The sequence below is a fragment of the Burkholderia sp. SR8 genome, assembly GCF_052851275.1.
Genome location: NZ_JAULUC010000010.1, coordinates 17,980 through 41,446, shown reverse-complemented (window position 1 = coordinate 41,446; position 23,467 = coordinate 17,980). Strand labels below are relative to the sequence as shown.

At 60.9% G+C, this 23,467-nt stretch carries 22 protein-coding genes; 13 read left to right on the top strand and 9 right to left on the bottom strand.

Going from position 1 to position 23,467, the window contains the following annotated elements:
• Positions 1-38: 38 nt before the first annotated feature.
• From eno to Q3A80_RS15010, 6 genes are all read right to left on the bottom strand, one after another.
• A complete protein-coding gene (gene eno / locus Q3A80_RS15035; protein WP_446329755.1) occupies positions 39-1,313 on the bottom strand; it encodes a phosphopyruvate hydratase in 1,275 nt (424 codons plus the stop codon).
• Positions 1,313-2,596: a glycerate kinase type-2 family protein gene (locus Q3A80_RS15030; RefSeq protein ID WP_446329915.1), complete on the bottom strand. Its 1,284-nt coding sequence runs from the start codon at positions 2,594-2,596 to the stop codon at positions 1,313-1,315. Before Q3A80_RS15030 ends, eno begins: the two co-directional genes overlap by 1 nt.
• A gap of 127 nt (positions 2,597-2,723) precedes the next feature.
• Positions 2,724-3,197 carry a RidA family protein gene (locus Q3A80_RS15025; protein WP_446329754.1) on the bottom strand — a complete coding sequence of 158 codons (474 nt, stop codon included), beginning with the start codon at positions 3,195-3,197 and terminating at the stop codon, positions 2,724-2,726.
• On the bottom strand, positions 3,197-3,988 hold the full coding sequence (locus Q3A80_RS15020) for a sugar phosphate isomerase/epimerase family protein (protein ID WP_446329753.1): 792 nt from the start codon (positions 3,986-3,988) through the stop codon (positions 3,197-3,199). Before Q3A80_RS15020 ends, Q3A80_RS15025 begins: the two co-directional genes overlap by 1 nt.
• Before the next feature lie 68 nt (positions 3,989-4,056).
• Positions 4,057-5,778: a hydantoinase B/oxoprolinase family protein gene (locus Q3A80_RS15015; protein WP_446329752.1), complete on the bottom strand. Its 1,722-nt coding sequence runs from the start codon at positions 5,776-5,778 to the stop codon at positions 4,057-4,059.
• An 18-nt stretch (positions 5,779-5,796) separates the two neighbouring features.
• Positions 5,797-7,878 (bottom strand): hydantoinase/oxoprolinase family protein, encoded by a 2,082-nt coding sequence (locus Q3A80_RS15010; RefSeq protein WP_446329751.1) that lies wholly within the window; start codon positions 7,876-7,878, stop codon positions 5,797-5,799.
• A 608-nt stretch (positions 7,879-8,486) separates the two neighbouring features.
• On the opposite strand from Q3A80_RS15010, the gene Q3A80_RS15005 reads away from it, so the two are divergent.
• Both Q3A80_RS15005 and Q3A80_RS15000 read left to right on the top strand, forming a co-directional pair.
• Positions 8,487-9,269, top strand: a complete 783-nt coding sequence (locus Q3A80_RS15005) for an SDR family NAD(P)-dependent oxidoreductase (protein ID WP_446329750.1) — start codon at positions 8,487-8,489, stop codon at positions 9,267-9,269.
• Between the two features lie 185 nt (positions 9,270-9,454).
• A complete protein-coding gene (locus tag Q3A80_RS15000; RefSeq protein WP_446329914.1) occupies positions 9,455-10,192 on the top strand; it encodes a GntR family transcriptional regulator in 738 nt (245 codons plus the stop codon).
• A 68-nt stretch (positions 10,193-10,260) separates the two neighbouring features.
• On the opposite strand, the gene Q3A80_RS14995 is transcribed toward Q3A80_RS15000, so the two are convergent.
• Positions 10,261-10,482 (bottom strand): tautomerase family protein, encoded by a 222-nt coding sequence (locus tag Q3A80_RS14995; protein ID WP_446329749.1) that lies wholly within the window; start codon positions 10,480-10,482, stop codon positions 10,261-10,263.
• Between the two features lie 323 nt (positions 10,483-10,805).
• On the opposite strand from Q3A80_RS14995, the gene Q3A80_RS14990 reads away from it, so the two are divergent.
• The 11 genes from Q3A80_RS14990 (at position 10,806) to Q3A80_RS14940 (ending at position 21,413) form a co-directional block, all read left to right on the top strand.
• Positions 10,806-11,639, top strand: coding sequence for a substrate-binding periplasmic protein (locus Q3A80_RS14990; protein ID WP_446329748.1), 834 nt, complete (start codon positions 10,806-10,808; stop codon positions 11,637-11,639).
• Between the two features lie 261 nt (positions 11,640-11,900).
• Positions 11,901-12,602, top strand: a complete 702-nt coding sequence (locus Q3A80_RS14985) for an amino acid ABC transporter ATP-binding protein (protein WP_446329913.1) — start codon at positions 11,901-11,903, stop codon at positions 12,600-12,602.
• 10 nt (positions 12,603-12,612) lie between these two features.
• On the top strand, positions 12,613-13,284 hold the full coding sequence (locus tag Q3A80_RS14980) for an amino acid ABC transporter permease (protein WP_446329747.1): 672 nt from the start codon (positions 12,613-12,615) through the stop codon (positions 13,282-13,284).
• 10 nt (positions 13,285-13,294) lie between these two features.
• The gene (locus Q3A80_RS14975) at positions 13,295-13,960 is read left to right on the top strand and encodes an amino acid ABC transporter permease (RefSeq protein ID WP_446329746.1); all 666 of its coding nucleotides are present in this window, start codon (positions 13,295-13,297) and stop codon (positions 13,958-13,960) included.
• A gap of 13 nt (positions 13,961-13,973) precedes the next feature.
• Entirely contained in the window at positions 13,974-14,990 is a 1,017-nt protein-coding gene (locus tag Q3A80_RS14970) for a 4-hydroxyproline epimerase (RefSeq protein ID WP_446329912.1), read from the top strand.
• Positions 14,987-16,276: an NAD(P)/FAD-dependent oxidoreductase gene (locus tag Q3A80_RS14965; protein ID WP_446329745.1), complete on the top strand. Its 1,290-nt coding sequence runs from the start codon at positions 14,987-14,989 to the stop codon at positions 16,274-16,276. Before Q3A80_RS14970 ends, Q3A80_RS14965 begins: the two co-directional genes overlap by 4 nt.
• A gap of 64 nt (positions 16,277-16,340) precedes the next feature.
• The gene (locus tag Q3A80_RS14960) at positions 16,341-17,372 is read left to right on the top strand and encodes a proline racemase family protein (protein ID WP_446329744.1); all 1,032 of its coding nucleotides are present in this window, start codon (positions 16,341-16,343) and stop codon (positions 17,370-17,372) included.
• A 79-nt stretch (positions 17,373-17,451) separates the two neighbouring features.
• The gene (locus Q3A80_RS14955) at positions 17,452-18,330 is read left to right on the top strand and encodes a shikimate dehydrogenase family protein (protein WP_446329743.1); all 879 of its coding nucleotides are present in this window, start codon (positions 17,452-17,454) and stop codon (positions 18,328-18,330) included.
• 149 nt (positions 18,331-18,479) lie between these two features.
• Positions 18,480-18,746 (top strand): hypothetical protein, encoded by a 267-nt coding sequence (locus tag Q3A80_RS14950; RefSeq protein ID WP_446329742.1) that lies wholly within the window; start codon positions 18,480-18,482, stop codon positions 18,744-18,746.
• Between the two features lie 239 nt (positions 18,747-18,985).
• Entirely contained in the window at positions 18,986-20,158 is a 1,173-nt protein-coding gene (locus tag Q3A80_RS14945) for a branched-chain amino acid ABC transporter substrate-binding protein (RefSeq protein ID WP_446329741.1), read from the top strand.
• A 118-nt stretch (positions 20,159-20,276) separates the two neighbouring features.
• Positions 20,277-21,413 (top strand): porin, encoded by a 1,137-nt coding sequence (locus Q3A80_RS14940; RefSeq protein WP_446329740.1) that lies wholly within the window; start codon positions 20,277-20,279, stop codon positions 21,411-21,413.
• Positions 21,414-21,775: 362 nt separating this feature from the next.
• On the opposite strand, the gene Q3A80_RS14935 is transcribed toward Q3A80_RS14940, so the two are convergent.
• Positions 21,776-22,528, bottom strand: a complete 753-nt coding sequence (locus Q3A80_RS14935) for a FadR/GntR family transcriptional regulator (RefSeq protein ID WP_446329739.1) — start codon at positions 22,526-22,528, stop codon at positions 21,776-21,778.
• Positions 22,529-22,712: 184 nt separating this feature from the next.
• Positions 22,713-23,465: an SDR family NAD(P)-dependent oxidoreductase gene (locus Q3A80_RS14930; protein ID WP_446329738.1), complete on the bottom strand. Its 753-nt coding sequence runs from the start codon at positions 23,463-23,465 to the stop codon at positions 22,713-22,715.
• Positions 23,466-23,467 lie beyond the last annotated feature (2 nt).

The window sequence follows — 23,467 nt, the reverse complement described above, 5'->3', positions numbered from 1 at the left end:
GTGTTGTTGGGTATGAATCGCGACGCAGGCCTATCGCGTCAGAACCTCAACAGTGGCAAGATGTCATGCAGACGGCAGCCGGGGCTTCGGGCGTTCGCCCGCATCAGAAAGTTCAGCTTTTCGATGCGTTCGCCGGAGCGAGGTGCGCCGTTTTTCTGAATCGGCACCTCGAGACCGACCGAAAAATCCATCACGACGTCATCCACGACGCCGCCCGAGCGGCCTGACGGCACGGCGACCATCCCGTGTTGCTCGGCGAATCGGTAAGCGTCCATCGCCTCGGTGATCGTGCCGACCTGATTCGGTTTGAGGATGAAGCCGTCTACCGCGCGCGTTTCATATGCCCGTCGAAGCAATGCCGGATTGGTCACCGTGAGGTCGTCGCCCAGCACGATGGTGCGATCGAGTTCGCGTACCGCCTTGCTGTAGCCGACCCAGTCGTTTTCATCGAGCAGGTCCTCGATAAAGACGAGATTGAACTTTTCTGTCAGGTGCTTCGCATAGGCGATCAGTTCGTCGGAGGACACGCGCGTGCCCTTCAGCAGGTAGGTCCCGGTCTCCTTGTCGAACATCTCGCTCGACGCACAGTCGAGCGCGAAGGCGATCCGGCCTGTATGGCCGCAGGCATCGATGGCCTTCTGCATCAGCGTCAGGACGATTTCGGGGTCGTCCGATGGCGCGGCATAGCCATACGAGCTCGCGGTACTCGGCTTATGACCCAGGTAATCCGTCAGGACATCGGCGAGTTTCTGGAATACGGCCACGGCCATCTCGATCGAAAAATCGATACTGTCCGTGCCGTAGGGAACGATCAGGAACTCGTTGAATGCCTGGGTCAGCTCGTCGTACCGGCCGCCGTTGATCACGTTGAAGCAGGGGACCGGGACGGTCCGGATGTTGTGTCCTGCGATGTGTTCGTAAAGCGGGATCGAGCGTGCGTCTGCCGCTGCCCGAAAAACCGCGATGGACGTCGAGTAGATCGTATTGCCGCCCAGACGCTTCTTGTCCGGCGTGCCATCGAGCGCAATCATCTTTTCGTCGATCGCACGCTGATCGAATACGTTCATGCCGATCAGTGCCGGGCCAATGACATTCACGGCGTTGTCGACGGCTCGATGGACACTGAGCCCCTTGTACGTCGACGGATCCCCGTCGCGCAGCACGAATGACTCGTGCATGCCCACCGAGGTGCCGGTCGGTGCAGCGCCGCGGCCGATCGCGCCGCGTGCAGTGCGTATCTCGACCTCGACGGCCGGGCGGCATTTGCAGTCGATGATCTGCTGGGCCCGAACAGAGACGATTCTGTCTTCCATTACGCGCTCTCCCTCGGATCCGGAACGTAGAGGATGTTCAGGTCACACAGGTTGGTGCCGGTATTTCCCGTAAATACAGTAGAACGAACGGATCTGAGCGCCTCGAAACAACTGTGTTCACGCAGCGCCTGATACAGGCTGACTCCCGTATCGGCCGCGGCCTTGAAACTGGTCGAGTCGGTGATGCCGCCCGCAACGGTCGCGGTCCCGTCCGTACCCTCGCTATCGATGGAAATCAGGCAGGCACCCTTGGTCTTGGCTGCCGTGATGGCGAAGCTCGCGGCCATTTCCTGACCCGGGCCGCCGTGGCCCTTGATCACACTGTTGTCGTCGATCAGCGTCGTGACCTCGCCGGAACTGAGCAGCACGCACGGCGGCTTGATCGGGTTGCCGTAGGTCTGGATCTCGCGCGCGATCGATGCGAAGAACGTGCCGGCGTCGCGGCTTTCGCCCTCGAGGAAGGACGACACGATCATTGCCGGAATGCCCATCTCTTCACAGATTTCCTTCGCGTAGATGCAGGAATCCGGCAGCGTGTTGAGCAGGAAATAGGTGTTGTCCGGAAATGCCTTCGGCGTTTCCGCTTCCGGGCCGGCGTTCATCAGATAGTCGACGACGCTCTTCGGCAGGCGATCCGCGACATTGCGGTTGACGATCGTGGCCCGCGCATCGTCCAGCGTCGTCATGTCCGGGCCGATCGGCGTGCTCTTGTACGCTGCATAGGGCACGGCGATGTCGCCGGTGGCAGGCGAGCCGACGGCGTCGCTGATGCCGAAACCGATCAGTTCGGCACCGACGGCCTGGATGCGCTTTGCCAGCATCCCGCCGTTCAGCGCCGAGATATGGCGCCGCACGGCATTGATTTCGTAGATGCCCGCGCCGGATTTCAGCAGCACGTCGGTGGTGTCGATCTCGTCCTGCAGCGTGATGCCGTCGATCGGACAGGACATCAGCGCCGAGCTACCGCCGCTGATCACCGCGATGAACAGGTCGTCGGGGCCGGCCTGATCGACGAGCTCGATGATCTTCTTCGACGCGCGATGGCCTTCCTCGTTCGGCAGCGGATGGCCGCCGACGAACACTTCGGTCTTGTTGAAGCGGTCGGTTTCCTCGTGGATCTTGACGATCGCGATCCCGTGCGTCAGACGCTCGCCCAGCACGTGGTCGACGGCCATCGCCATATGATTGCAGGCTTTGCCTGCGCCGATCAGATAGACGTTGCGCTTCTTCGACAGATCCCACGAGCGCGTGCCGATATGCAGCACGCTGCCTTCCATGCGCATGATGCCGCGGATCCGCTGATAGCTGTCCAGCCGCTCGAGCGTCCGGTCGGCGATCTCGAGCACGATGCGGCGGGATGCGGCGTCGCCGTGTGAGAGGATTTCATCCGTATTTCGAATTTTCTTCATGCTACCGGCTCGCCAGTTCGAAGATCGCGTCGACCTCGACGGCGACGCCGCGAGGCAGGGAGTTGCATCCGACGGCAGCGCGCGTATGGCGGCCGGCTTCGCCGAGGACCGCGACGATCAGGTCCGATGCGCCGTTCAGCACCTTCGGGTGGTCCTTGAAATCCGCGGCTGCATTGACGAACCCGCCGAGCCGGACGCAGCCGATGACCTGATCGAAATCGCCGCCGACTGCCTGATTGACCTGCGACAGGATATTGGTCGCACAGATGCGGGCGGCTGCCTGTCCGTCTTGGAGAGAAACATCCGCCCCGAGCTTGCCGACGTATTGGTCGACGCCGCCGGACACCGGGACCTGGCCGGATACGTAGAGCAGATTGCCGACTCGCTTGGTCGCGGCGAAATTGCCCCCCGGGGTGACGGCAGGGGGCAGTTCGATGCCGAGATTGCGCAACCGCTGTTCGAGACTCGCGCCCATCATTGAACTCCATGAGTATTGATCTGTTGCACGTACGGACCGCACCGCTCGATCGCGATGCGCGTGGTTTCTTCGGGGGGGCGCTCCCACCAGTCGAGCTCGGAGAAGATCTCGAGTTCGAACGGGCCCGTGTAACCGATGTCGTCGAGCCATCCCTTTATGCGTGGAATGTCGACAACACCGTCGCCGACCATCCCGCGGTCGAGCAGGTTTCGCGTCGGCACCAGCCAGTCGCAGTAGTGGAACGTGAGAATCCGCTCGGGGCCTGCGCGTCGGACTTCGGCCTCGAACATCGGATCCCACCAGCAGTGGTAGACGTCGGGCACCAGTCCTGCTGCGTCACCGAGTTCATCGCAAAGGTCGTTGGCGACCTTGATCGAGTTGAGGACGCTGCGGTCGCCCGCGTACATCGGATGCAGCGGTTCGAGGCCCAGCTTGACGCCGACTCTCCGCGCATGCGGAGCAAGCTCGAACAGCGCATCGCGTACCCGTGCGCGCTGGCCCGCGATGTCTTTGCTGTCCGGCGGCATCCCGCCGACGACCATCATCAGGCAGCCGGCGCCGATTTCGGCTGCCGCATCGAGCAATCGCCGGTTGGTATCGATTGCTGCGGACATGCTGCTGGCGACTGAGACGTTGAACCATTCGCTCGTACACAGCGACGGCACCCACATGTCCAGCTCCCGAAGATGCTTGCGCGTCTGGGCCACGCCGTAGTCTTCGAGGAAGTGACGCCAGACGGCGATGCCGTTCACGCCCTGGCGCTTGTATCCTTCGATTGCCTCGGGCATCGACCACTTCGGCGTCGTGATCTGGTTGATTGCGAATCGCGAAAGATCAAACTTCATGTCGGACCTCGTTAGGCCTGCGTGCCGCGCTGTTTCGCGGATGCATCGCGATCGAGCTTGTCGCCGGTGAATACGACTTCGTGGAATTTCTGCGCATACTCGCGCGTAATTTTCCCGTTCGCCAGATCGGCCTCGATCAGATCGAGCGAGCGCTTCATCGGGTCGCCGTAGCCGCCGCCGCCGGCCTGTTCGTGGCGGATCGTCGCGCCGCGATGAAGCGTCATCGTGAACTTGCTCGGCAGCGGCTCCGTCTTGCCCTCCTTGCGCAGGAAATTCTTCGACGGTGCACCGGTGGCGCCACCGAAGAGGCCATAGGGCGCGTGGTCGCTACGATCGGAGCGGATCTGCGCTACGACCTCTTCGGCAAGAATCCGGTATTCCCGGACGAGGCCGAGGCCGCCGCGATACTCGCCTGCGCCGCCGGAATCGTCGGCAAAGCCATACGCGTCCATGACGATCGGATAGCGCGCTTCCAGCGTTTCGATCGGCATGTTCGACATGTTTTGCGACGGATTCGTCACGCCTTCGATGCCGTCCTTGTTGAAGCGTCCGCCCCACGCGCCGTTGATCATGTCCACCAGGATGAACGGCTCGCTGGTGTCCTTGTCGTACCCGCTGAGTGCGATGACCGTGTTGCCGCCTTCACCGGCCGCCATCACCTTGGTCGGTGCGATTTGTGACAGCGCGCCGAACACGCAGTCGACCACGCGGTAGCCGGTCAGCGCGCGCGCGGCAACCGGCGCGGGCAGACGCGGATTCAGAATCGAGCCTTCGGGTGCCGTGATGTCGATGCAGCGATAGACGCCGGCATTGTTCGGCACGTCCGCTTCGAGTGCGCAGCGGATCGCAAGATAGGTTGCTGACTTCACGAACGACAGCGTCGAGTTGATCGCGCCTCGCACCTGCGGCGACGAGCCGGCGAAATCCACCGACACGCTCGATCCTTTCACCGTTATCGCGCACTTGATCGGAATCGCGTCCGGGGTAAAGCCGTCGTTGTCAATGTAGTCCGTGAATTCGTAGACGCCATCCGGCCACGCCGTAATCGCCTGGCGCGTCAGACGTTCGCCGTAGTCCAACAATTCGTCGAAATACTGGCGGAGATCGTCTTCGCTGTAGCGCTGGATCATCTTCACCAGCTCGCGCTCGCCGATATTGCAGGTGGCGAGCTGGGCGTCCAGATCGCCGAGCACCAGATCCGGCAGACGCACGTTCTTCTTGATGATGTCGACCAGCGTCTCGTTCACTTCGCCGCGCGCATACAGCTTCGTCGGCGGAATCCGCAAGCCTTCCTGGAAGATTTCGGTGGAATCGGCCGCGTTGGAACCTGGCACGCGACCGCCGACGTCGCAATGGTGCGCGATGACGACCGAGAAGCCCTGCAGCCTGTCTTCGAAGAAGATTGGCTTGAACATGAAAATGTCCGGCAGGTGCATGCCGCCTTCGTACGGATCATTGAAGATGATCACGTCGCCGGGCCGAACATTGTTCGAAAACTTCTTGATGACGACGTCGACGGCGTCCGGCACTGCGCCGAGATGCAGCGCGACCGTCTTGGCCTGCGCGAGAATCCGGCCGGCTGCGTCGCACATGGTCACGGAATAGTCGAGGACGTCGCGGATGATCGGTGAGCGCGCCGTGCGCATCACGGCAAATGCCATGTCGTCGACGATTGTATCCAGCGCATTTTTGACGACGGCAAAAGTGATGGGGTCGACCTTACGTTGTGTCATGTTCTACTCCTATGAAGTTCAGTCGAGCGATGCGATGACGCTGCCGACCTTGTCGGTGCTGACGCGCCAGCCTGGCGGAATGACGATGGTCGTATCCGAGCTTTCGAGAACGACCGGGCCGACGATTTCCGTGTCGAGCAGGGCGCGCGGAACGACCGGCGTATCGACCCACCCCGATGCGCGGCTGAAGTACACGCGGCGGGTGGTGCGGGCATGCTCGGCGGTCGAGTTTGCTGCGCTCCGGATGTCGAGGAAGTCTAGTGTCTTGGTCGCGAGGCCGCGGGCGAGAAGGCGGACGTTCGCGCATTCGATTGCGTCGTGCGACGCGTAGCCGTACATCGCCGTGTAAGCGTCGCGGAAACCCTTGCGGAATTGCTCCCGCGCGCCTTCGTCGAGCGCGGCGGGCACTTGCACCGGAATTTCGTAATCCTGGCCGCGGAAGTGCATGTCGAGTTCAAACACGTACTGGATGCGATCGGCGGTGTAGCCTTCGTCCGCGAGCGCCTTCGCCGCTTCGTCGCGCATCCCCGAGATGTTCAGCGCCAGCGCATCCAGATCGAGCGTGTCGAGCGGATCGAGGAACGGGCGCACGAAGTAGCGCTCCACCGAGCCGGCCAGCATGCCCATCGCGGTGAACACGCCGGGCGCGGCGGGGAACGCGACGCGCTTCATCTCGAGCGTGCGGGCAAGGTCGCACGCGTGAACCGGGCCGGACCCGCCGAAGGCCATCAGCGTGAAGTCGCGCGGATCCACGCCGCGTTCCACCGTGACCGCCTTGATGGTGCGCGCCATGTTGACGTTGACGACTTCGCGGATGCCGACCGCCGCCTCTTCGATCGAGATACCGAGCGGCTTGGCGAGCGTCTCGCCGATCGCGTCGCGCGCGGCCGTCAGATTGAGTTCCATCGTGCCGCCGGCGAGCCGCTGCGGCAGGAAGCCGAGGACGGCGTTCGCGTCGGTCACGGTCGTGCGATCGCCGCCGATGCCGTAGCACACCGGGCCCGGATACGCGCCGGCCGAAATCGGGCCGACGTTCAGGAGCCCGCCCGCATCGATCCACGCGATCGAGCCGGCGCCGCTGCCGACCTCGGCGACGTCGATCGTCGGCACGCGCATCATGTAGCCACCTGCCTTGATGAATCGGCTCGGTGTGGAGATGCCGGCACGAAACTCGTATTCGTTGGTCCGCGCGAGCTGGCCGTCATGAATGAGCGACGCCGACGCGGTCGTGCCGCCCATGTCGAACACGACGAGATCGGTATCGTGACGCGCTTCGCCGAGGCGCCCGGCGCCGACCACGCCTGCAGAGCGGCCAGACGAGATGAAGAACACCGGCGTATCCTGCGCGACGCGCGCGCTGGACAGGCCGCCGTTCGAATTGCTCACCAGCAGCGGCGCGTTCACGCCGATGCGCTTGAGGCCGCTCTCGAGGCGCTGAAGATAGGTGCGCAGCGCGGGCAGAACATAAGCGTTCACGACCGTGGTGGACGTGCGCTCGTACTCGCGCAGCTCGGGCAGCACGGAGATCGACGCCGTGACGCTGATCTCAGGAAAATGCGCCTGGAATGCGGCGAGCGCGGCTGCCTCGTTGTCGCGATTCTTGTACGAGTTAATAAAGCAGATCGCGACAGACTCGACGCCTTCGCTTCGGAAAAATTCGCCAGCCTTCAGCACTTCGCCGATCGGCGTCGCCCGTTCCACTTCGCCCGATGCGAGCGTGCGCTCGTCTACTTCGAGCCGATAGCGGCGCTCAACCAGAGGAACGGGCTTGTCCCACGTCAGATCGAACATCGTCGGCGTGCGGACGCGGCCGATTTCCAGCACGTCACGAAATCCCCTCGTGGTGATCAGGCCACACTTCGCGCCGACCTTCTGCAGCATGGTGTTCGAGCCGACCGTGGTGCCGTGGAGAATTTCCGTGACGTCGTCCGTCTTGAGGCCTGCCTGTTTCAGGATGCGTTGGACGCCCGTCAGAACGGCCTCTTCAGGTGCCGCCGGGGTCGACGAAACCTTTGTGAAGGCGATCTGACCTTTGTCGTCGAGCAGTACGAGGTCAGTAAACGTGCCGCCGATATCTACGCCGATGCGTGCGCTTGCCATAGTTTCATCCGTCCAGTGATTGCGCGGTGTTGATGCAATAGGTCGCTCGCTTGGCGTCCCGATCGTCAAATGGGCGCTGGTGCGAGCGTCTTGGGTTACCTCGTCCAGCCGTCTCGAAATACGTCAGTGTCGTAGTGCCAGGCTGGGCGCGTATAAGTCACGGCTGTCTCGTGGACGGACAGCAGATCCGCCATCGAGCGTGCGCAGCGGATGCGAACCATGTCAGCTTTTCTGCCGATGTCATGCGCGCTGAATCGACGGCAAAGGGCCTTGAATCTCCCGCCTTCACTGGCTGACGGTGCCGCATCCGGTGAAGTCAGTGGCCACTGAAAAATCGTCACGATCGCCTTCCATGTAACTGATTGCGTTGTGGATACATTGTCGACTAAATGCCGACAGTGTCAACCAGAAAAAATTCGACAGGCTCAGTCGGGCGAGCTGGAATGCCCGTGGTTAAAGGGATTGGGGGACGATTTAGTGGTAAACCACGTCCGAGATTTTCTCGATGATCTGCCGTTTTTCTTGACTTCCTGGGATCGGAAATTGATCATTGTCGACATGTGGTCGACGTTGCGGCCGCGAAACTCCTTTTTTGCAAAGGTTCAAACATGAGCACCCATTCGAATCTGATCGTTGTGACCGGCGGTGCCAGCGGCATTGGCGAAGCGGCTGCCCGTCGCTTTGCGGCGGCTGGCTGGAGGGTCGTGATCGGCGACCTGAACGCGGAACGTGGGGAATCCGTCGCAAGCGAATTGCGTGAGGCAGGGCAGAACGTCGTTTTCCTTCCGGTCGACGTCGCGAGCGATCAATCAATCGAGCAGTTCGCTGGTGCGATTCTCGAATCTCTCGGGGTGCCCGATGCGTTGGTCAATTCGGGCGGTATCCTGCAGAACGCGGTGCGTCTGCTCGAGATGAACGTGGCCGAGTTTGATCGGCTGATGGATATCAATGTCCGCGGAACCCTGCTGGTATCGCGCGCATTCGGCGCGGCCATGTGCGACAGCGGTAAGGGGGCGATCATCAACCTGTGTTCGATGACGACGTACAGGCCATCTGCGCAGATCGGCTACGCGGTCGGTAAGGCGGGGCTCAAGACGCTGACGGAGGTGATGGCGGCGGAATGGGGCCCGAAAGGAGTGCGTGTCAATGCGGTCGCGCCGGGTTATACGCTGACGCCCGCGATGCAGGCGCGTATCGATTCGGGCGAGCGCGATCCGAAAGCAGTAATCGAGAAATCGGCGTTGCGCCGTTTCGTCAGCCCCTCGGAAGTTGCCGATGCTATCTTCTTCCTGTGTTCCGAGCAGGCGTCCGCGATTACCGGCGTGACCCTTCCGATCGATTGTGGCTGGCTTGTCACGACGGCCTACTCGGCGTTCGCTTCCCAGCCCTGAGGCGGCGATTGCGGACAGCGGGTTTGGGCTTGTCGTCATCCGGGAGGCAGAGGGCGATGTGGTAGGATGGTCGGCTCGATTCGGTGATGGCTTCAATGAATTGCTTTCGAGGTTTAGAGGGGCGAACATCCACATCCTGTGTTCGCAACATCACTGCATCGGAGCTGAATTTAAGGGAACGCGATATGGCTAGGTCATCAGTCCAGATTCAGACGGGTAAGGAAACGGGGGCTGCCCGCGTTTATACGACCCTGCGAAACGAGATTCTTACGATGAAGCTCGCTCCGGGCATGCCTCTGGACGAGGTTGGGTTGGCCGAGCGCTTCGACATGTCGCGCTCGCCCGTTCGCGAGGCATTGGTTCGGCTTTCCGCGGACGGGTTGGTCACGATCTTGGCCAATCGTAGTACCGTCGTGACACCGATGGATTTCGCTCGGGTTCCCGAATATCTCGACGCACTCGATCTATTGCAGCGCGTTACGACACGTCTTGCCGCGCTGCACCGGACGACGGCCGATCTCGCAAAAATTCGGCAAGCACAAAAAGCCTACGAGAAAGGCATCGCAGCGAGCATCAAACAGGGTGACAGCCTGCCGATGATCGAAAGCAATTACGAATTTCACATGGCGATCGCGCGGGCCGGACGGAATACCTATTTCGTCGACCTCTACCGGCGGCTGCTCGACGAAGGGCGGCGAATGCTGCACCTTCACTTCGAGTTCAAGGCGCTGGATCCGAATATCAATGTGGATGAGATGGCGAGCGACCATACCGAGATGGTTGAGGCGATCGAGCGAGGCGACGCAGACCAGGCGGAAGAGTGTGCCCATCGGCACGCAGTGCAGTTCAAAGGGCGATTCATGCAGTTCATGGATCGTAACCTAACCGCCAGCGTACCCCTCACCTACGGCACCGCCGCTTAACGCGACAACGGCTGAGGAATGCGCGCGCCGCTGTCATTCATGACAGCGGCGTGGCTTTGTTCGTGACATCAGTTCGCCGGACTGATCTCTTTTGGTTCGGCCAGCCTTCCTCCCACCGACCACATCGAGCGATCGACCTCCGTAATCACGAGTTGCACATCCGCGAGCGAGCATTTCGCAACGCGCGCCATCTCGCGGGTCAACACCTCTGCGAGTTCGGACTTCTGCGCGTGTGTTCTGCCGCTCAGCATTTCAACGCGAATGATGGGCATGTAGCCTCCTTGGTTCATGTGACGTTTTGCTGCAAGCAGCAGCTCAGATTGCGATTTATAGTCGACGAAATGTCGACATATGGTTGCATCGGGTCTTAAAAGAGTCAAGCGTAGGGCCGCGATCCGACGCCATTCTTGTATCGGGTATCTCCCTATCTTCAACTGAGAAGGCTTAACCAGAAAGGCTAGCCGGCCGTTTCTGGCACGAGGAACTTTTTTTCTCGGTTGACAATGTCGTCATTCGGTCGACAATATGTGTGTGATGGACGATGACATTTGCGGTGCGGTGTGCCGTTCGTTGCTGGGCAGTTTGGGGACTACTTTCGACTGAGGAGTTCAAGATGATTCGGACGTCTATGTTTTTGCGTCATGCGGCCCTCTGTGGCGCCGCGTTCACGTCGCTGGTTGCGAGCGTGCCTTCCCATGCGCAGGACAGCTCAACATGGCAAAGCGTGAAGAAGGCAGGGGTGCTGCGCTGCGGTGCCGCGACCTCGCCGCCTTATGTCATGCGCGATCCGAAGACGGGCCAGTACAGTGGCATGTTCTCGCAGCTTTGCAAGGCGTTTGGGGAAAAAGTCCTGAAGGTCAGGGTCGAATTCGTGGATACCACGTGGGACAACATCGTTGCCGGCCTTCAGTCCGACAAGTGGGATATGTCGCTGGCGCTCAACGACACGCCCGAGCGTGAGAAGGCCATCGCCTTTTCGAAGGCTGCGACCGACTACAGTGTGACGCTCACGTACAACAAGAACAACCCGAAACTGCCGAAGACCATTCACGCCATTTCCGATATCGACAAACCCGGTGTGATCGTGACGGTCATGTCTGGGACGGCGCAGGACAAGGCTATTTCGGGCGCGTTGAAGCAGGCGCAGATCATGCGGTTGCCGGGTTTTGACGAGACGCGGCTTGCGCTGATGTCGAAACGTGCCGACATGCTGGCCGACGACGTCATGACGAACCGGCTTCTGACCGAGGCCCACCCGGACTGGGCCGCCGTCCTCAATCCGAATCCGACGCTCGCTCCGCAGGGCATCTGCTTTGGTATTCGGAAAGACACTCCCGCGCCTGATATCGCAGTTCTGAACAAGTTCATCGACGATGAAATCAAGTCCGGCGATGCGGAGCGCCTGGCCAAGGCATCGATCAAGGAAACGCTCACGCAAGGCAAGTAACGATCGCGAGTGGGCGGCGTGGAAAGAGCGCTACGCCGCGTCATGTGACACAAGCCGCAGTCCCGAACCCGGGTCATCGGGTTCGATTCAAATCGGGAGCGCCTGTATGGCGTTCCGAAAGAGGATGGTCTCATGTCGTCAACACCCGTGAACATCGTGCAAACTTCTGCTCCCCCGGCCGGTCCCATTCGAGCCGAGTACAGAGGCGATTTCGTCCAGCTTCGCCAGGTCTATAAATCGTACGGTGAGCATCTGGTCGTGATGGACAAGATGGACCTGGACATGCGCGCCGACGACCGGCTCGTGATCATCGGCCCGAGCGGAAGCGGCAAGAGCTCGCTGCTACGCGTGATGATGGGCCTCGAGGGGGTTCAGGGCGGCGAGATCTCGTTCCAGGGCAAGCCGTACATCTATGGCGGCAATTCCAGGCGCACGAACCGTATCGACGCGAAGCTGCAAAAGCAGATCGGCATGGTATTCCAGCACTATACGTTGTTCCCGCATCTGTCGGTGCTCGGCAACCTGATCCTCGCGCCAGTCAAGGTCGGCGGCTTGTCGAGGGTGGAGGCGACTGAGCGCGCACGGAAATATCTGGCCCGCCTCGGCCTCGAAAGCAAACTGAACGCGTACCCGAGCCAGCTGTCCGGTGGCCAGAAGCAGCGCGTCGCGATTGCCCGCGCGCTGATGCTCGAGCCGAAGCTGATGCTGTTCGACGAAGTCACGTCGGCGCTCGATCCGGAGATGGTGGTCGAAGTGCAGAACGTGATGCTGAAGCTTGCCGAGCAGAAGATGGCGATGATCATCGTCACACACGACATGCACTTTGCGCGCGACATCGCGACGCGCGTGGTGTTCTGCGCGGGCGGCAAGATCGTCGAGCAGGGCGCACCGGCCGAGATGTTCAAGTCGCCGAAGGAAGCGCGCACGCGCGAGTTCCTCGAGAAAGTGCTGCATCTCGACTGAGGACGAAGCCATGAACTATCACTTCGATTTCTCTTTTCTGACCGGCAACGTTGGCAAGCTGCTGGACGGCTTGTGGGTCACGCTCGAACTCGCGCTGGCGGCGAACGTGATGGGCATCGTGCTTGGCTTCCTGTTGTGCCTCATGGTGATGAGCCGCTGGACGATCGTGCGGTGGTCGGCGCAGTTGTTCATCGAATTCTTCCGCTGCACTCCGGCGCTGTTGCAGATCGTCTGGTTCTTCTACTGCATTCCGATGATGGTCGATGTGTTCGTCGATCCGATCGCGATGGGTGTGCTCGCACTCGGCCTGAACCTGACCGCGTTCAACGCCGAGGCGTATCGCGCCGGTGTGCAGGCGGTTCCGAAGGAACATCTCGATGCATGCGTCGCGCTCGGGCTGAAGCCGTGGCAGCGCACGCTGTACGTGGTACTGCCGCAGGCGCTGCGCACCGCCATGCCAGTGTTGATGACAAACGGCATCGGCACGCTGCAGCAAAGCGCGCTGGTCGCGATCGTCGCGGTTGCGGACCTGATGTACGTTGGCAAGAGCCTGGCGACCGAAGCGTACCGGCCACTCGAGACGTACTCGGTCGTCGCGCTGATTTATTTCGCGCTGTCGCTGCCAATCGCGCGGCTGGTACACGTGATCGAGCGTCGTCAGGACGTCGCGATGCAGCGTTGAGGAGTTCAACATGTTACTCGATTTTTCGATCGTCCTGCCGTACTGGTCGGTGTTGCTAAAAGGGCTCGGGCTGACGCTCGCGTTCACGAGTACGTGCGCGGTGGTCGGCAGTCTCGGCGGCTTCGTACTGAGCTTACTGCGGATGTCGCCGTCGGGCTGGCTGAAGAAGCTGACAACGCTTTACGTGGAATTTTTCCGAGGTACGCCGCTCTTGATCCAGCTGTTCTGGGTGTTCTTCTGCTTTCCGGTGGTGTTCCGGCTGCCGATTCCGCCGTACCTGTCGGTGCTGATCTCGCTGACGCTGTACATGATCGCGATTACGAGCGAGACATTCCGAGGGGCACTGAAGTCGATCGCAGGCGAGCAGCACGACGCGTGCATCGCGCTGAGCCTGTCGCCGCACGTGAAGATCCTGTATGTGATTTTTCCGCAGGCTTTGCTGCGCGCGGTTCCGCCGCTGCTGTCGAACGTCGTAAGCCTGTTCAAGGAGAGCGCGCTTATCTCGTCGGTCGGTATCGCGGACCTGATGTTTGTCGGACAGAACATCTCGAACAGCACCGCGCATCCAGTCGAGTTCCTGACGACCGTCGCGCTGATTTATTTCGCCGTTGCCTTTCCGCTGACGCGTCTCGTCGGCGTGGTGGAGTCGCGGCTGCTCAGGCGCTTTGCCTATTAACAGGAGGACAGACATGACGACACACGTTTTCAAGTGCATCGAAGGTCATACAGAGGGGATGCCGGTCCGGATGGCCATTGACGGCGTGCCCGAATTGCACGGCTCGACGATGAACGAGCGCCGGCACTACTTCATCGAGCATTACGACTGGATCCGTCGCGCGCTGATGCTCGAGCCACGTGGTCACGCAAACATGTCAGGCACACTGCTGTATCCACCTGTCAGCGACAATGCGGACATGAGCCTGCTGTTCGCCGAGACGTCCGGATGCCTGCCGATGTGCGGCCACGCGTCGATCGGCTCGGTCACGTTTGCGATCGAATCCGGTCTCATTGTTCCAAAACAGCCGGGCACCGTCATCGTCGACGTGCCGGCTGGGCAGTTGACCGCGCGCTATGTGCAGACGGGTCAACGCGTGACTTCGGTACGGTTCACGAATGTGCCGAGTTTTCTGCTGCACCGCGACGTCGAGATCGAGCATCCGCATTTCGGGAAGCTGGTCCTCGATATCGCGTATGGCGGGAATTTCTATCCGATCGTCGAAGTGCAGCCGAACTTTCCGGGCTGCGAGCACTTCACGCCGGACCAATTGCTCGAATGGGGACGTGCGACGCAAAAGTGCGTGAACGACACGATCGACGTCGCGCATCCCGACAATCCGCTGATTCGCGGCGTCAAGCATTGTATGTGGACCGGGAAGCCGTTGGCGGCCGATTCCGACGCGCGCGCGGTGGTTATCGCCGGCAACAGTATCGTCGATCGCTCGCCGTGCGGCACCGGCACCTCCGCGCGGGTCGCGCAACGGCACGCGAGAGGGCTGCTCATCGAAGGGCAGACGTTCAAGCATGAGAGCATCATCGGCAGTCATTTCATCGGGCGTGTCGAAGCGATCACCCGCTTGAAGAGCGGACGGGATGCAGTATTCCCGAGTGTAGAGGGGCGCGCGTGGATCACGGGGCGCAGCGAGCATTACGTCGACGAGTCGCAACCTTACGCACACGGCTTCGACCTGATGGAACTCGTCAAGTGAACGCGATTCCCCAATGCGTCAATCCGGATGCGCAGTCGGCCGAGAAGGAAACCGCCGTCGTAATTGGCGGCGGCATCGTCGGGACATGCTGCGCGCTCTATCTGCAGCGCAACGGCTACTCTGTCACGCTCGTCGATCCCGCGGAGGCTGGGGACAGCACCGCGAAGTGGAGTTGCGGCCAGATAGCGGTCGGGGAAATCATTCCGCTGTCGAAGCCCGGAACTCTGAAGAAGGTACCCGGCTGGCTGATGGATCAGACCGGACCGCTCGCACTCCGCCCGAGCGCGTTGCCGCGAATACTGCCGTGGTTTCTGCGCTTCCTGTCGTTCGCGAGTCAAGCACGAATTGGCGAGATCGCGCAGGCGATGGCATCGTTGACGCAGAACGTGTTTTCGGATTACGCACAGTTGCTCGACGCGTGCGACGACAAGGCGCTGCTCGTGCAGCGACCGATCTTGGAGGTATTCGACAGCGCTGCGGGGATCGAGCACGAGCGCGGCTACAACGAGATTCGGCAGTCGCTTGGTTTTACGTCCGAGGTGCTCGGCGCGGCCGACATCGCCGATCTCGAACCGTCGCTGGCCGGGCGATTCTCGCATGGGCTGCTGCTGTCGCAATGGCGCTTTGTGAGCGATACCGAAGGATTCATTCGCGCGCTGACCGGCAGCTTTCTGTCGCAAGGCGGGCGCCGCATTCGCATCGGGGCCGACCGGATCGACGAAGCGTCCGGCCGCGCGACCGGGGTCACGCTGTTGAACGGCGAACGGATCGCGGCATCGCACGTAGTGGTCTCGGCCGGGGTGGGATCGCGCCGGTTCTTCAATCAATTGGGCATCGACGTGCCGCTGGAAGGCGTCGCGGGCTATCAGACGCTGTTGGCGAATCCTGGCGTCGAGTTCCGGCATTCAGTGATTTATGCGGACGGCGGATTTTGCTTCGCGCCGATGACGCGCGGTCTGCAGATCGGCGGGACGATCGAGTTCGCGGGACGCAATGCCGAGCCGAATTTCAAGCGGGCCGAAACTGTTTTGAACAAGGCGAAACGGATTCTGCCGAAACTGCAAACCATCGAGCGGGAATTCGGCGTCGGCTATCGGCCTTTGCTGCCCGACACGAAGCCGATCATCGACCGCTCGCGGCGGTTGCCGAACGTCTTGATCGCGATCGGCCACGGACAACTCGGCCTGACGCTCGGCGCCACGACCGGGCGCTTGATTGCCGATCTGGCCGCGAGCCGTTCGTCCGGGCTGGACTTGACGCCGTTCAGCGCTTATCGCTTTGGTTAGCGGGGAAACGCTCCGGGATATGCGGCGTGCAGTCGACACATTAATCAACTGAATCGGGTGAAACATGCGTTGGAAAAGAAGTTTGCAGATGGTCGGCGTGCATTGCGAAGGCGAGATCGGCAAGGTCATCACCGGCGGCGTCGTCGACATCCCCGGCGAGACGATGCTCGACAAGATGAACTACATCAACGAAGTTGACGACAGTCTGCGGCGGCTCGTCGTGCTTGAGCCGCGCGGCTGCCTGCAGATGTCCGTGAATCTGCTGATTCCGCCGACGCGTCCGGAAGCCGATGCGGGCTTTATCGTGCTGCAGTCGGACAAGGCGCATCCGATGTCCGGCAGCAATTCGATTTGCGTGGTGACGGCGCTACTCGAACTCGGGATGGTGCCGATGCAGGAGCCGGAAACGACGGTGGTGCTGGATACGCCCGCCGGTCTCGTGACGGCGCGGGCGACTTGCCGGGACGGCCGTTGCGTTGGCGTGTCGCTCGATATGGTGCCTGCCTTCGTCGAAAAGCTGGATGTGCCGGTGCAGATCGAGGAGTATGGCGAGATCAAAGTGGACATCGCGTTCGGCGGTGTCTATTACGCGCTGGTCGACGTGACCCAACTGGGGCTTGAGATCGCGCCGCAGAGCGCGCGCAGGCTGGCCGATCTCGGGGTGAGCCTGCGCGGCATCATCGACGAGCAAATCGACATCCAGCACCCACTTTACCCAAAGATAAATCAGATCGCCTACGTGATGTTCCGCAATCGCGTCAATGACACGACTTATCAGACCTGCACGACGCTTCCGCCCGGACGGATCGACCGCTCGCCATGCGGGACGGGAAGTTCTGCGAATCTGGCGGCGCTGGCCGCGCGTGGCGTCGTCGACGTGGGTAGCCAGTTGATGTCCCGTTCGACGATCGGCAGTGAATTCAAGGTGGAGATGCTGGGGCATGCCGAAGTCGGGAACAAAGCTGCCGTGCTGACGCGTGTGACGGGGCGGGCGTGGATTTACAGCGTCGAGCAGGTGGGTGTCGACCCGGACGATCCGCTCGCCGCCGGATTCATGTTGAGCGATACGTGGGGCGAGGGCTTTCCGAAAGCATGACGGCCAGTGTGTCGCGCCCATTCTTCGGCGCAGCCGCCCCGTCGTCGATGCGATTCCGTTACTTTGACAGTGAGTTTCTATGATTACCGGAAAGACCGGCGTGTTCTTCATGATCGCCGACCCGATCGAGCAGGTGCGCACGCCTGAAATTTTCAACAAAGTACTTCCGCAGTGCGGTGTCGATGCAGTGATGGTTCCGCTTCACGTCACGTCGGCCAATTTGGTCAGCACCATTCGCGCTCTCTTTCAGTCGCCCACGACGCGCGGAATCGTATTGTCAATTCCACACAAGGCTGCTGCGGCAGCTTTGTCGGATCGGTGCTCGAAGGGGGCGGCCACAGCGAATGCGGTCAACGCGATCAGGAGAAATGCCGCTGGCGAACTCGAGGGCGAGCTGTTCGACGGGCTGGGTTTCGTGAAATCCATGGACCGCTACTCGATGGAATACCGCAGCAAGCGCGTCCTGTTGATCGGCGCGGGTGGTGCGGGTTGTGCGATCGCAACCGCGCTGGCTGCGGGAGATGTGTCTGAGCTCGTCATTTTTGATCCGGACATGGTGAAGGCGGGGGAACTGGCACAGTCGATCAGGCGACAGTACGACATTCCATCATCGGCGCGGTCGAGCAATGATCCGGTGGGCTTCGACCTGGTCATCAATGCATCGCCGCTCGGCTTGAAGGCATCGGATCCTTTGCCGGTATCGCCTGAGAGGCTGGGCCCCGACGCCCAGGTCTGCGACATCCTGATGAAAAACCAACCTACGCCGTTGCTTCAAGCAGCCATGTCGCGTGGCAATGCCGTTCTGCCAGGTTTTGACATGCTGATCCTGCAAACACCGCTGTTCTTCGAATTCTTTGGTATCACTGAGGCGGCAGAGATGCTGCGCCGGGACGACTCGGTCGTGCGCGAAATGCTCTTTCCGCCGGAACTCATGGATATGGTGCGACGCACGGCTTGAGCGTGGAGATTTTCCTTTTGGGCGCGCATTACCACGTTTACGCGCGAACCCTCGACCGCATGCGCGCGTAGCTGTTCTCTCGGCTCGATGCCGCCGGACGGAGCGGCGACGATCAATGCTCGTGCGCGTTCGGTCCGCGCCGGATTGCGGTGAAGAACGCCTCGATGCGGCGCGCGCCGGGGATGCCGAGCCCGGCGCTCGCGGAATCGTTTGCTTGTTTCCATCGGACTACCGGCTGCAGTTACGAGTTCGAGCTGCTGCTGGAAATAGCGCGCGCAGCAAACGAATTCAGCCTGCAGGTCGCCGCAAATGAAATATCGACGGTAAGCTTTGGCCCCCGGATGTGTGCGGTTCAGGTGGCCGCCTCCGGCGTGAATGTCTCGAATTCCGCCCATATTCGGGGCAGTCTCCACTGATGGAAACCCTTACTATCTGCGATATTTTGAGTTGTTGACATATGACGTCTCACCTAATACCTTGATGGCTGAGCTGCCCGCGCGGCTTGATTTTGGGCTCCCCAATCCACGCCAACTCGGTGTCGCGGAATGAGGGGACTGTCCCAGTCCGGCCTGTATGCGACGCGTCAATGAGCATTTGCCTGGTCAAGTGCGTCGACGTGGCGGCGTTGGCCTAGTCAAACTCATAGAGGTGTCAAATGAAGAAATCGTTTTCTGTACAGCACATTGCGATAGCGGCGTCCTTGACTGCAACCGGACTGACGTTTAGTCATGTGGCCAGCGCTGCAGATGTCACGATCGGATTCGCCGCACCGCTGACCGGAGCGTCGGCACATTACGGGGCCGACCTGAAGCGAGGCGTTGAGCTGGCGATCGATGACGCGAATGCGAAGAAGCTCGTGATCGGCGGTCAGCCCGTGCGTTTTGTCCTGGATGCAGAGGACGACCAAGGTGACCCGCGGATGGGGTCACAAGTCGCGCAGAAGCTGGTGGACTCCAAGGTCGCTGGAATTGTCGGGCATTTCAACTCGGGCACCAGCGTGCCCGCCTCGCGGATCTACTACAACGCCGGAATTCCGATGGTTTCCCCTACGGCGACCAATCCGACACTGACATCGCAAGGCTTCAATACCGTGTTTCGCGTGACGAATTCGGACGCTCAGATGGGACAGCTTGCTGGCCACTCGGCCGTCGAGGCACTGAAGGGCAAAAGCATTGCGGTAATAGACGATCGCACCGCGTTCGGCCAGGGCATGGCCGACGAGTTCGTCAAAGGTGTGAAGGCCGCGGGCGGGAAAGTCGCTGACCGCGAATTCACGACCGACAAGGCGGTGGATTTCCGCGCGCAGCTGACCCGGATTAAGTCGTTCAATCCGGACGTGGTCTTCTGGGCGGGGCTGGACCAGCAGGCCGGTATGGTGATGAAGCAGATGCGCCAGTTGGGCATCCGGGCGACGCTGTTGGGTGGTGGCAGCTTCGAAAACGAAACGTTCCTGAAGGTGGCGGGCGAAAGTGCCGAAAGTGCCATGTCGTGGGACTATGGTGTGCCGTTGACCAAGCTGAAGGCAGGCAAGGCATTCGACCAGAAAATGAAGGCCAAGTACAACGAGGGTGTCGTTGCCTATTCGCCGTCCGCGTATGACGCTACCTGGGTGCTGATCAGTGCGATGCAGAAGGCAAATTCGACCGATCCCAAGATCTATGCGCCGCTCATCAAATCGGTGTCATTCGAAGGCGTCTCCGGAAACATCGCGTTCATGCCGAACGGTGACATGAAGGATCCCGCTGCGACGTTCTACAAGGTGATCGGTGGAAAGTGGGTGCCGCAAGCCATTGCAACTGGCGACAAGGTCGAACCGATCAAGAACTGATGGGATTGGCTCGGTAAGGGTGACACTTCGAGGCGACGGTCCGGCGCGCGCTGACGCCGATTCTCACGCGTGAGCGCTCGGACCACAATACAAACGAAACAGGAATTTGGAAGATATAATGAGGAATCCATATTTCAGACTAGCGGCGATTTCCGCAGGCGTGATCGCTTCGCATGCGTATGCGCAAAGTACGGTCACGCTGTACGGTATCGTCGATACGGGATTGATGTACGTCCATAACAGCGGCGGGAAATCGACGCAGCTGATGATGGCAAGCGGAACGGAATCGGGTTCGCGCTGGGGGCTGAAGGGCAGTGAAGACCTTGGCGGGGGGCTGAAGGCGATTTTCCAGATCGAGAATGGATTCAGCTCGACATCAGGCAGCCTCGGTCAAGGCAGCCGCATGTTTGGGCGGCAGGCCTACGTCGGGCTGTCGAGCGGGAGTGGCTGGGGTACGGTGACGCTCGGCCGCCAGTACGATCCGCTCATCGATCTCGTGCAACCGGTGCAAGGCGACAACTACCTCGGCGGGTTCTTTTCGTCGCCGGGCGATATCGACAACGCCGACAACAGCGTTCGGGTCAACAACGCCATCAAGTGGTCGAGCCCGAACTGGTCCGGCTTGCAATTCGCCGCGATGTATTCGTTCGGGGGCGTCGCCGGTGCGGTCGGCTCCGGCCAGACATACAGTGGTGCGGCCGCGTACACTAACGGTCCGCTTGCGGTGGCGGCGGGCTTCCTACACGTAGACAATGGCAACGGCTCGGTGGCGCAACGGGCGAAGACCTCCGCGGACTCGCTGTTCAACAGCAGTGTCAACGCGTTCTATGCTTCCGCGCGTTCCGTCAACATCGCGCGTGCAGGCGGCCGGTACACACTTGGCGCTTTCACTCTGGGTGGCTACTACAGCTATTCGCAGTACAACCCGGATGCGTCATCGGCGTTCAGCCGTTCCGAGAAATATCACAATGGCTCGGTCTATGGGGTATGGCAGGTCACGCCGGCGCTATTGACCGAAGTCGGCTACAACTACCTGCGGTCGTTAGGCGATTCGTCGGCGAAGTATCACCAATTCAGCATCGGGGCCGACTACAACCTGAGCAAGCGCACGGACGTCTATACGGTTGCGTCATACGGGCATGCGACGGGCGAGAATGGCGCCGGTGCTGCACAGGCCGTGATCGGGTCGATGGATATCGATGCCGGCAAGCGTTCTCAAGCGATCGTGACGGTGGGTCTGCGTCACCGGTTCTGACACCGCTTCCGACGATGTCCTCCAGGCGACATTGAACGGCTCCCGGGCGAGTGGTCCGGGAGCCGCTTTTTCTGTAAGCCGACTTCCGGGGAAGTACCCGGACATACATGTGTTGGATGCCACGGACGATCGGCGCTGGCGTGATGCATCCGCTCATGGTGGTCGTTCTCGCGCTTGTCAGTATCTCGTCAGTACCGAATGAGGGCCCGCGAGTCCCAAACGAAACTGGACTTGGCGTGCATGCAGATGACTGGAGCGGTTGCGGATGTGCCGATGGCGGGTACGTCGCAAGCGACGCGGCAGCAGCACCGGCGATGCGCAAGCAGTCCGGATTCATCGCTGCCGCATCGCCATTGACTTGCCTATTCCGAGCGTGCGCTCGTCAAATGATGGTAGCGCTCGAGGCTTTCGTTGAGATGGCGTCGCATCGCGCGGCGGGCGCCGCTGTCATCCTGGTTCTCGATGGCTTCGAGGATGTCGCCGTGCTCCCTCTGAATGCGCTTGATGTACGTCTTGCGCTCTTTCAGATTTGCTTTCGCGTGCTTCAGTCGCAGATCGCCGATGATTTCCTGGCCCAGCGACCGCAGGATCGACACGAAGTGAGGATTCTCCGAGCACGTTGCGACGGCCAGGTGGAATTCGAAGTCCGCGCGAGCGCATTCAGCGTCGTTGTCGATCGCGACGATCTCCATCCGCGCATAGACTTCCTTGAGCGCCTTCAGGTGCGGCTCCGATCGCCGACGGGCCGCATACGCGGCGCCTTCCGTTTCGACCCCGGTCCGGAGCTCGAGCACGTGCATCGAGTTGTTCAGCGTCGTCGAATCGATGAAATTCAGCTCCGATGCCTGATCGGTTTCATCGGTGACGAACACGCCGACACCATGGCGCGCAATCAGGCGGCGACCGAGCTTCAGCGACGCGACCGCTTCGCGAACAACGGTCCGGCTGACGCCGAATTCGGCGCAGAGTTCGGGCTCGGTCGGCATCTTGGAGCCGCGGGGATATTCCCCGCGGTCGATCTTGTCGTTCAGCGCCTGAATGACGAGTTCGGTCAGGCTGCGCCGCCGGCCGGAGCTGGCGGCATTCTTCAGGAGAGTTTCAGCGTCCAGAGACATTCCGTGTACTCCACACAGGATAGGAAGGCTCTGCAATTGTCGGATGCAGGCGTACCGCGCTGGCGCCCGGTCGTCGGTGTGTGACCTGCGCCGTATGACATATTATGACTTTAACATACTCGCAGGCGGACTCACGCCCGCGTCGCAGAGGCATGCGAGGCGGGTGTGAGTTCCCTGACTTACGTCATGCGTAGATATAGCCGCCGCTGACGATCACGTTCTCGCCGGTCGCGTAGGTATTGCGGGTGCTTGCCATCATCACCACCCATTGCGCGATTTCTTCGGGTTCCGCCGCTCGGCCCAGCGGGTTGGCTGACGCGAGCTCACCGAGGAAGCCGAGCTTCTTTGCTCGTTCGGTTGCGAAGCCCGCGGGTGCGACGGAATTGACCAGGATGCCGTCCTTTGCTACTTCCTGAGCAAACGACTTGGTCAGGCTGACAACGGCGGCCTTCGTGGCGGCATAGTGTCCATTTTGCGGATGTGCCTTGAACGCGTCGACCGACGTGATGTTCACAATGCGGCCGGCCACGTGGGTTTCAACCTTCGAGCGAGCGCGCATATGCTCGATCGCGGCCACCATCATGTGATAGGTACCCTTGATGTTGACCGCGTTTTCGAGATCCCACTCGTCGTCCGAAATTTCGAGCAGCGGACGTCGCGGATAGATTGCCGCGCTGTTGACGAGGGAATCGACACGATCGAGCGCTTCCAGTGCCCGCTTGAACACCGCATGAGCGGAGTCCTTGCGGGTAATGTCGCCTTCGGCGCCAAAGACCTGGTGGCCTTCTGCCCTCAGGTTGCTGACCGTCTCTGCGAGCAGAGGGCCGTTCTTGTCGATGAGTGCGATACGCTCGGCGCCGTCTGCGAGCATTAGTTTTGCGACGGACAGACCGAGGCCGGATGCGCCGCCGACGATCACAACGCGTTGATTCTTCATGA

What these genes read in the sequence shown, in the direction of transcription:
- Q3A80_RS14955 (WP_446329743.1), top strand. Translation starts at nt 17,452, where the DNA reads ATGATTACCGGAAAGACCGGCGTGTTCTTCATGATCGCCGACCCGATC.
- Q3A80_RS14945 (WP_446329741.1), top strand. Translation starts at nt 18,986, where the DNA reads ATGAAGAAATCGTTTTCTGTACAGCACATTGCGATAGCGGCGTCCTTG.
- Q3A80_RS15000 (WP_446329914.1), top strand. Translation starts at nt 9,455, where the DNA reads ATGGCTAGGTCATCAGTCCAGATTCAGACGGGTAAGGAAACGGGGGCT.
- Q3A80_RS14975 (WP_446329746.1), top strand. Translation starts at nt 13,295, where the DNA reads ATGTTACTCGATTTTTCGATCGTCCTGCCGTACTGGTCGGTGTTGCTA.
- Q3A80_RS15025 (WP_446329754.1), bottom strand. Translation starts at nt 3,197, where the DNA reads ATGGGCGCGAGTCTCGAACAGCGGTTGCGCAATCTCGGCATCGAACTG.
- Q3A80_RS14995 (WP_446329749.1), bottom strand. Translation starts at nt 10,482, where the DNA reads ATGAACCAAGGAGGCTACATGCCCATCATTCGCGTTGAAATGCTGAGC.
- Q3A80_RS14985 (WP_446329913.1), top strand. Translation starts at nt 11,901, where the DNA reads ATGGACAAGATGGACCTGGACATGCGCGCCGACGACCGGCTCGTGATC.
- Q3A80_RS14980 (WP_446329747.1), top strand. Translation starts at nt 12,613, where the DNA reads ATGAACTATCACTTCGATTTCTCTTTTCTGACCGGCAACGTTGGCAAG.
- Q3A80_RS14930 (WP_446329738.1), bottom strand. Translation starts at nt 23,465, where the DNA reads ATGAAGAATCAACGCGTTGTGATCGTCGGCGGCGCATCCGGCCTCGGT.
- Q3A80_RS15005 (WP_446329750.1), top strand. Translation starts at nt 8,487, where the DNA reads ATGAGCACCCATTCGAATCTGATCGTTGTGACCGGCGGTGCCAGCGGC.
- eno (WP_446329755.1), bottom strand. Translation starts at nt 1,313, where the DNA reads ATGGAAGACAGAATCGTCTCTGTTCGGGCCCAGCAGATCATCGACTGC.
- Q3A80_RS14935 (WP_446329739.1), bottom strand. Translation starts at nt 22,528, where the DNA reads ATGTCTCTGGACGCTGAAACTCTCCTGAAGAATGCCGCCAGCTCCGGC.
- Q3A80_RS14960 (WP_446329744.1), top strand. Translation starts at nt 16,341, where the DNA reads ATGCGTTGGAAAAGAAGTTTGCAGATGGTCGGCGTGCATTGCGAAGGC.
- Q3A80_RS14940 (WP_446329740.1), top strand. Translation starts at nt 20,277, where the DNA reads ATGAGGAATCCATATTTCAGACTAGCGGCGATTTCCGCAGGCGTGATC.
- Q3A80_RS15015 (WP_446329752.1), bottom strand. Translation starts at nt 5,778, where the DNA reads ATGACACAACGTAAGGTCGACCCCATCACTTTTGCCGTCGTCAAAAAT.
- Q3A80_RS14990 (WP_446329748.1), top strand. Translation starts at nt 10,806, where the DNA reads ATGATTCGGACGTCTATGTTTTTGCGTCATGCGGCCCTCTGTGGCGCC.
- Q3A80_RS15020 (WP_446329753.1), bottom strand. Translation starts at nt 3,988, where the DNA reads ATGCCCGAGGCAATCGAAGGATACAAGCGCCAGGGCGTGAACGGCATC.
- Q3A80_RS15010 (WP_446329751.1), bottom strand. Translation starts at nt 7,878, where the DNA reads ATGGCAAGCGCACGCATCGGCGTAGATATCGGCGGCACGTTTACTGAC.
- Q3A80_RS15030 (WP_446329915.1), bottom strand. Translation starts at nt 2,596, where the DNA reads ATGCGCATGGAAGGCAGCGTGCTGCATATCGGCACGCGCTCGTGGGAT.
- Q3A80_RS14970 (WP_446329912.1), top strand. Translation starts at nt 13,974, where the DNA reads ATGACGACACACGTTTTCAAGTGCATCGAAGGTCATACAGAGGGGATG.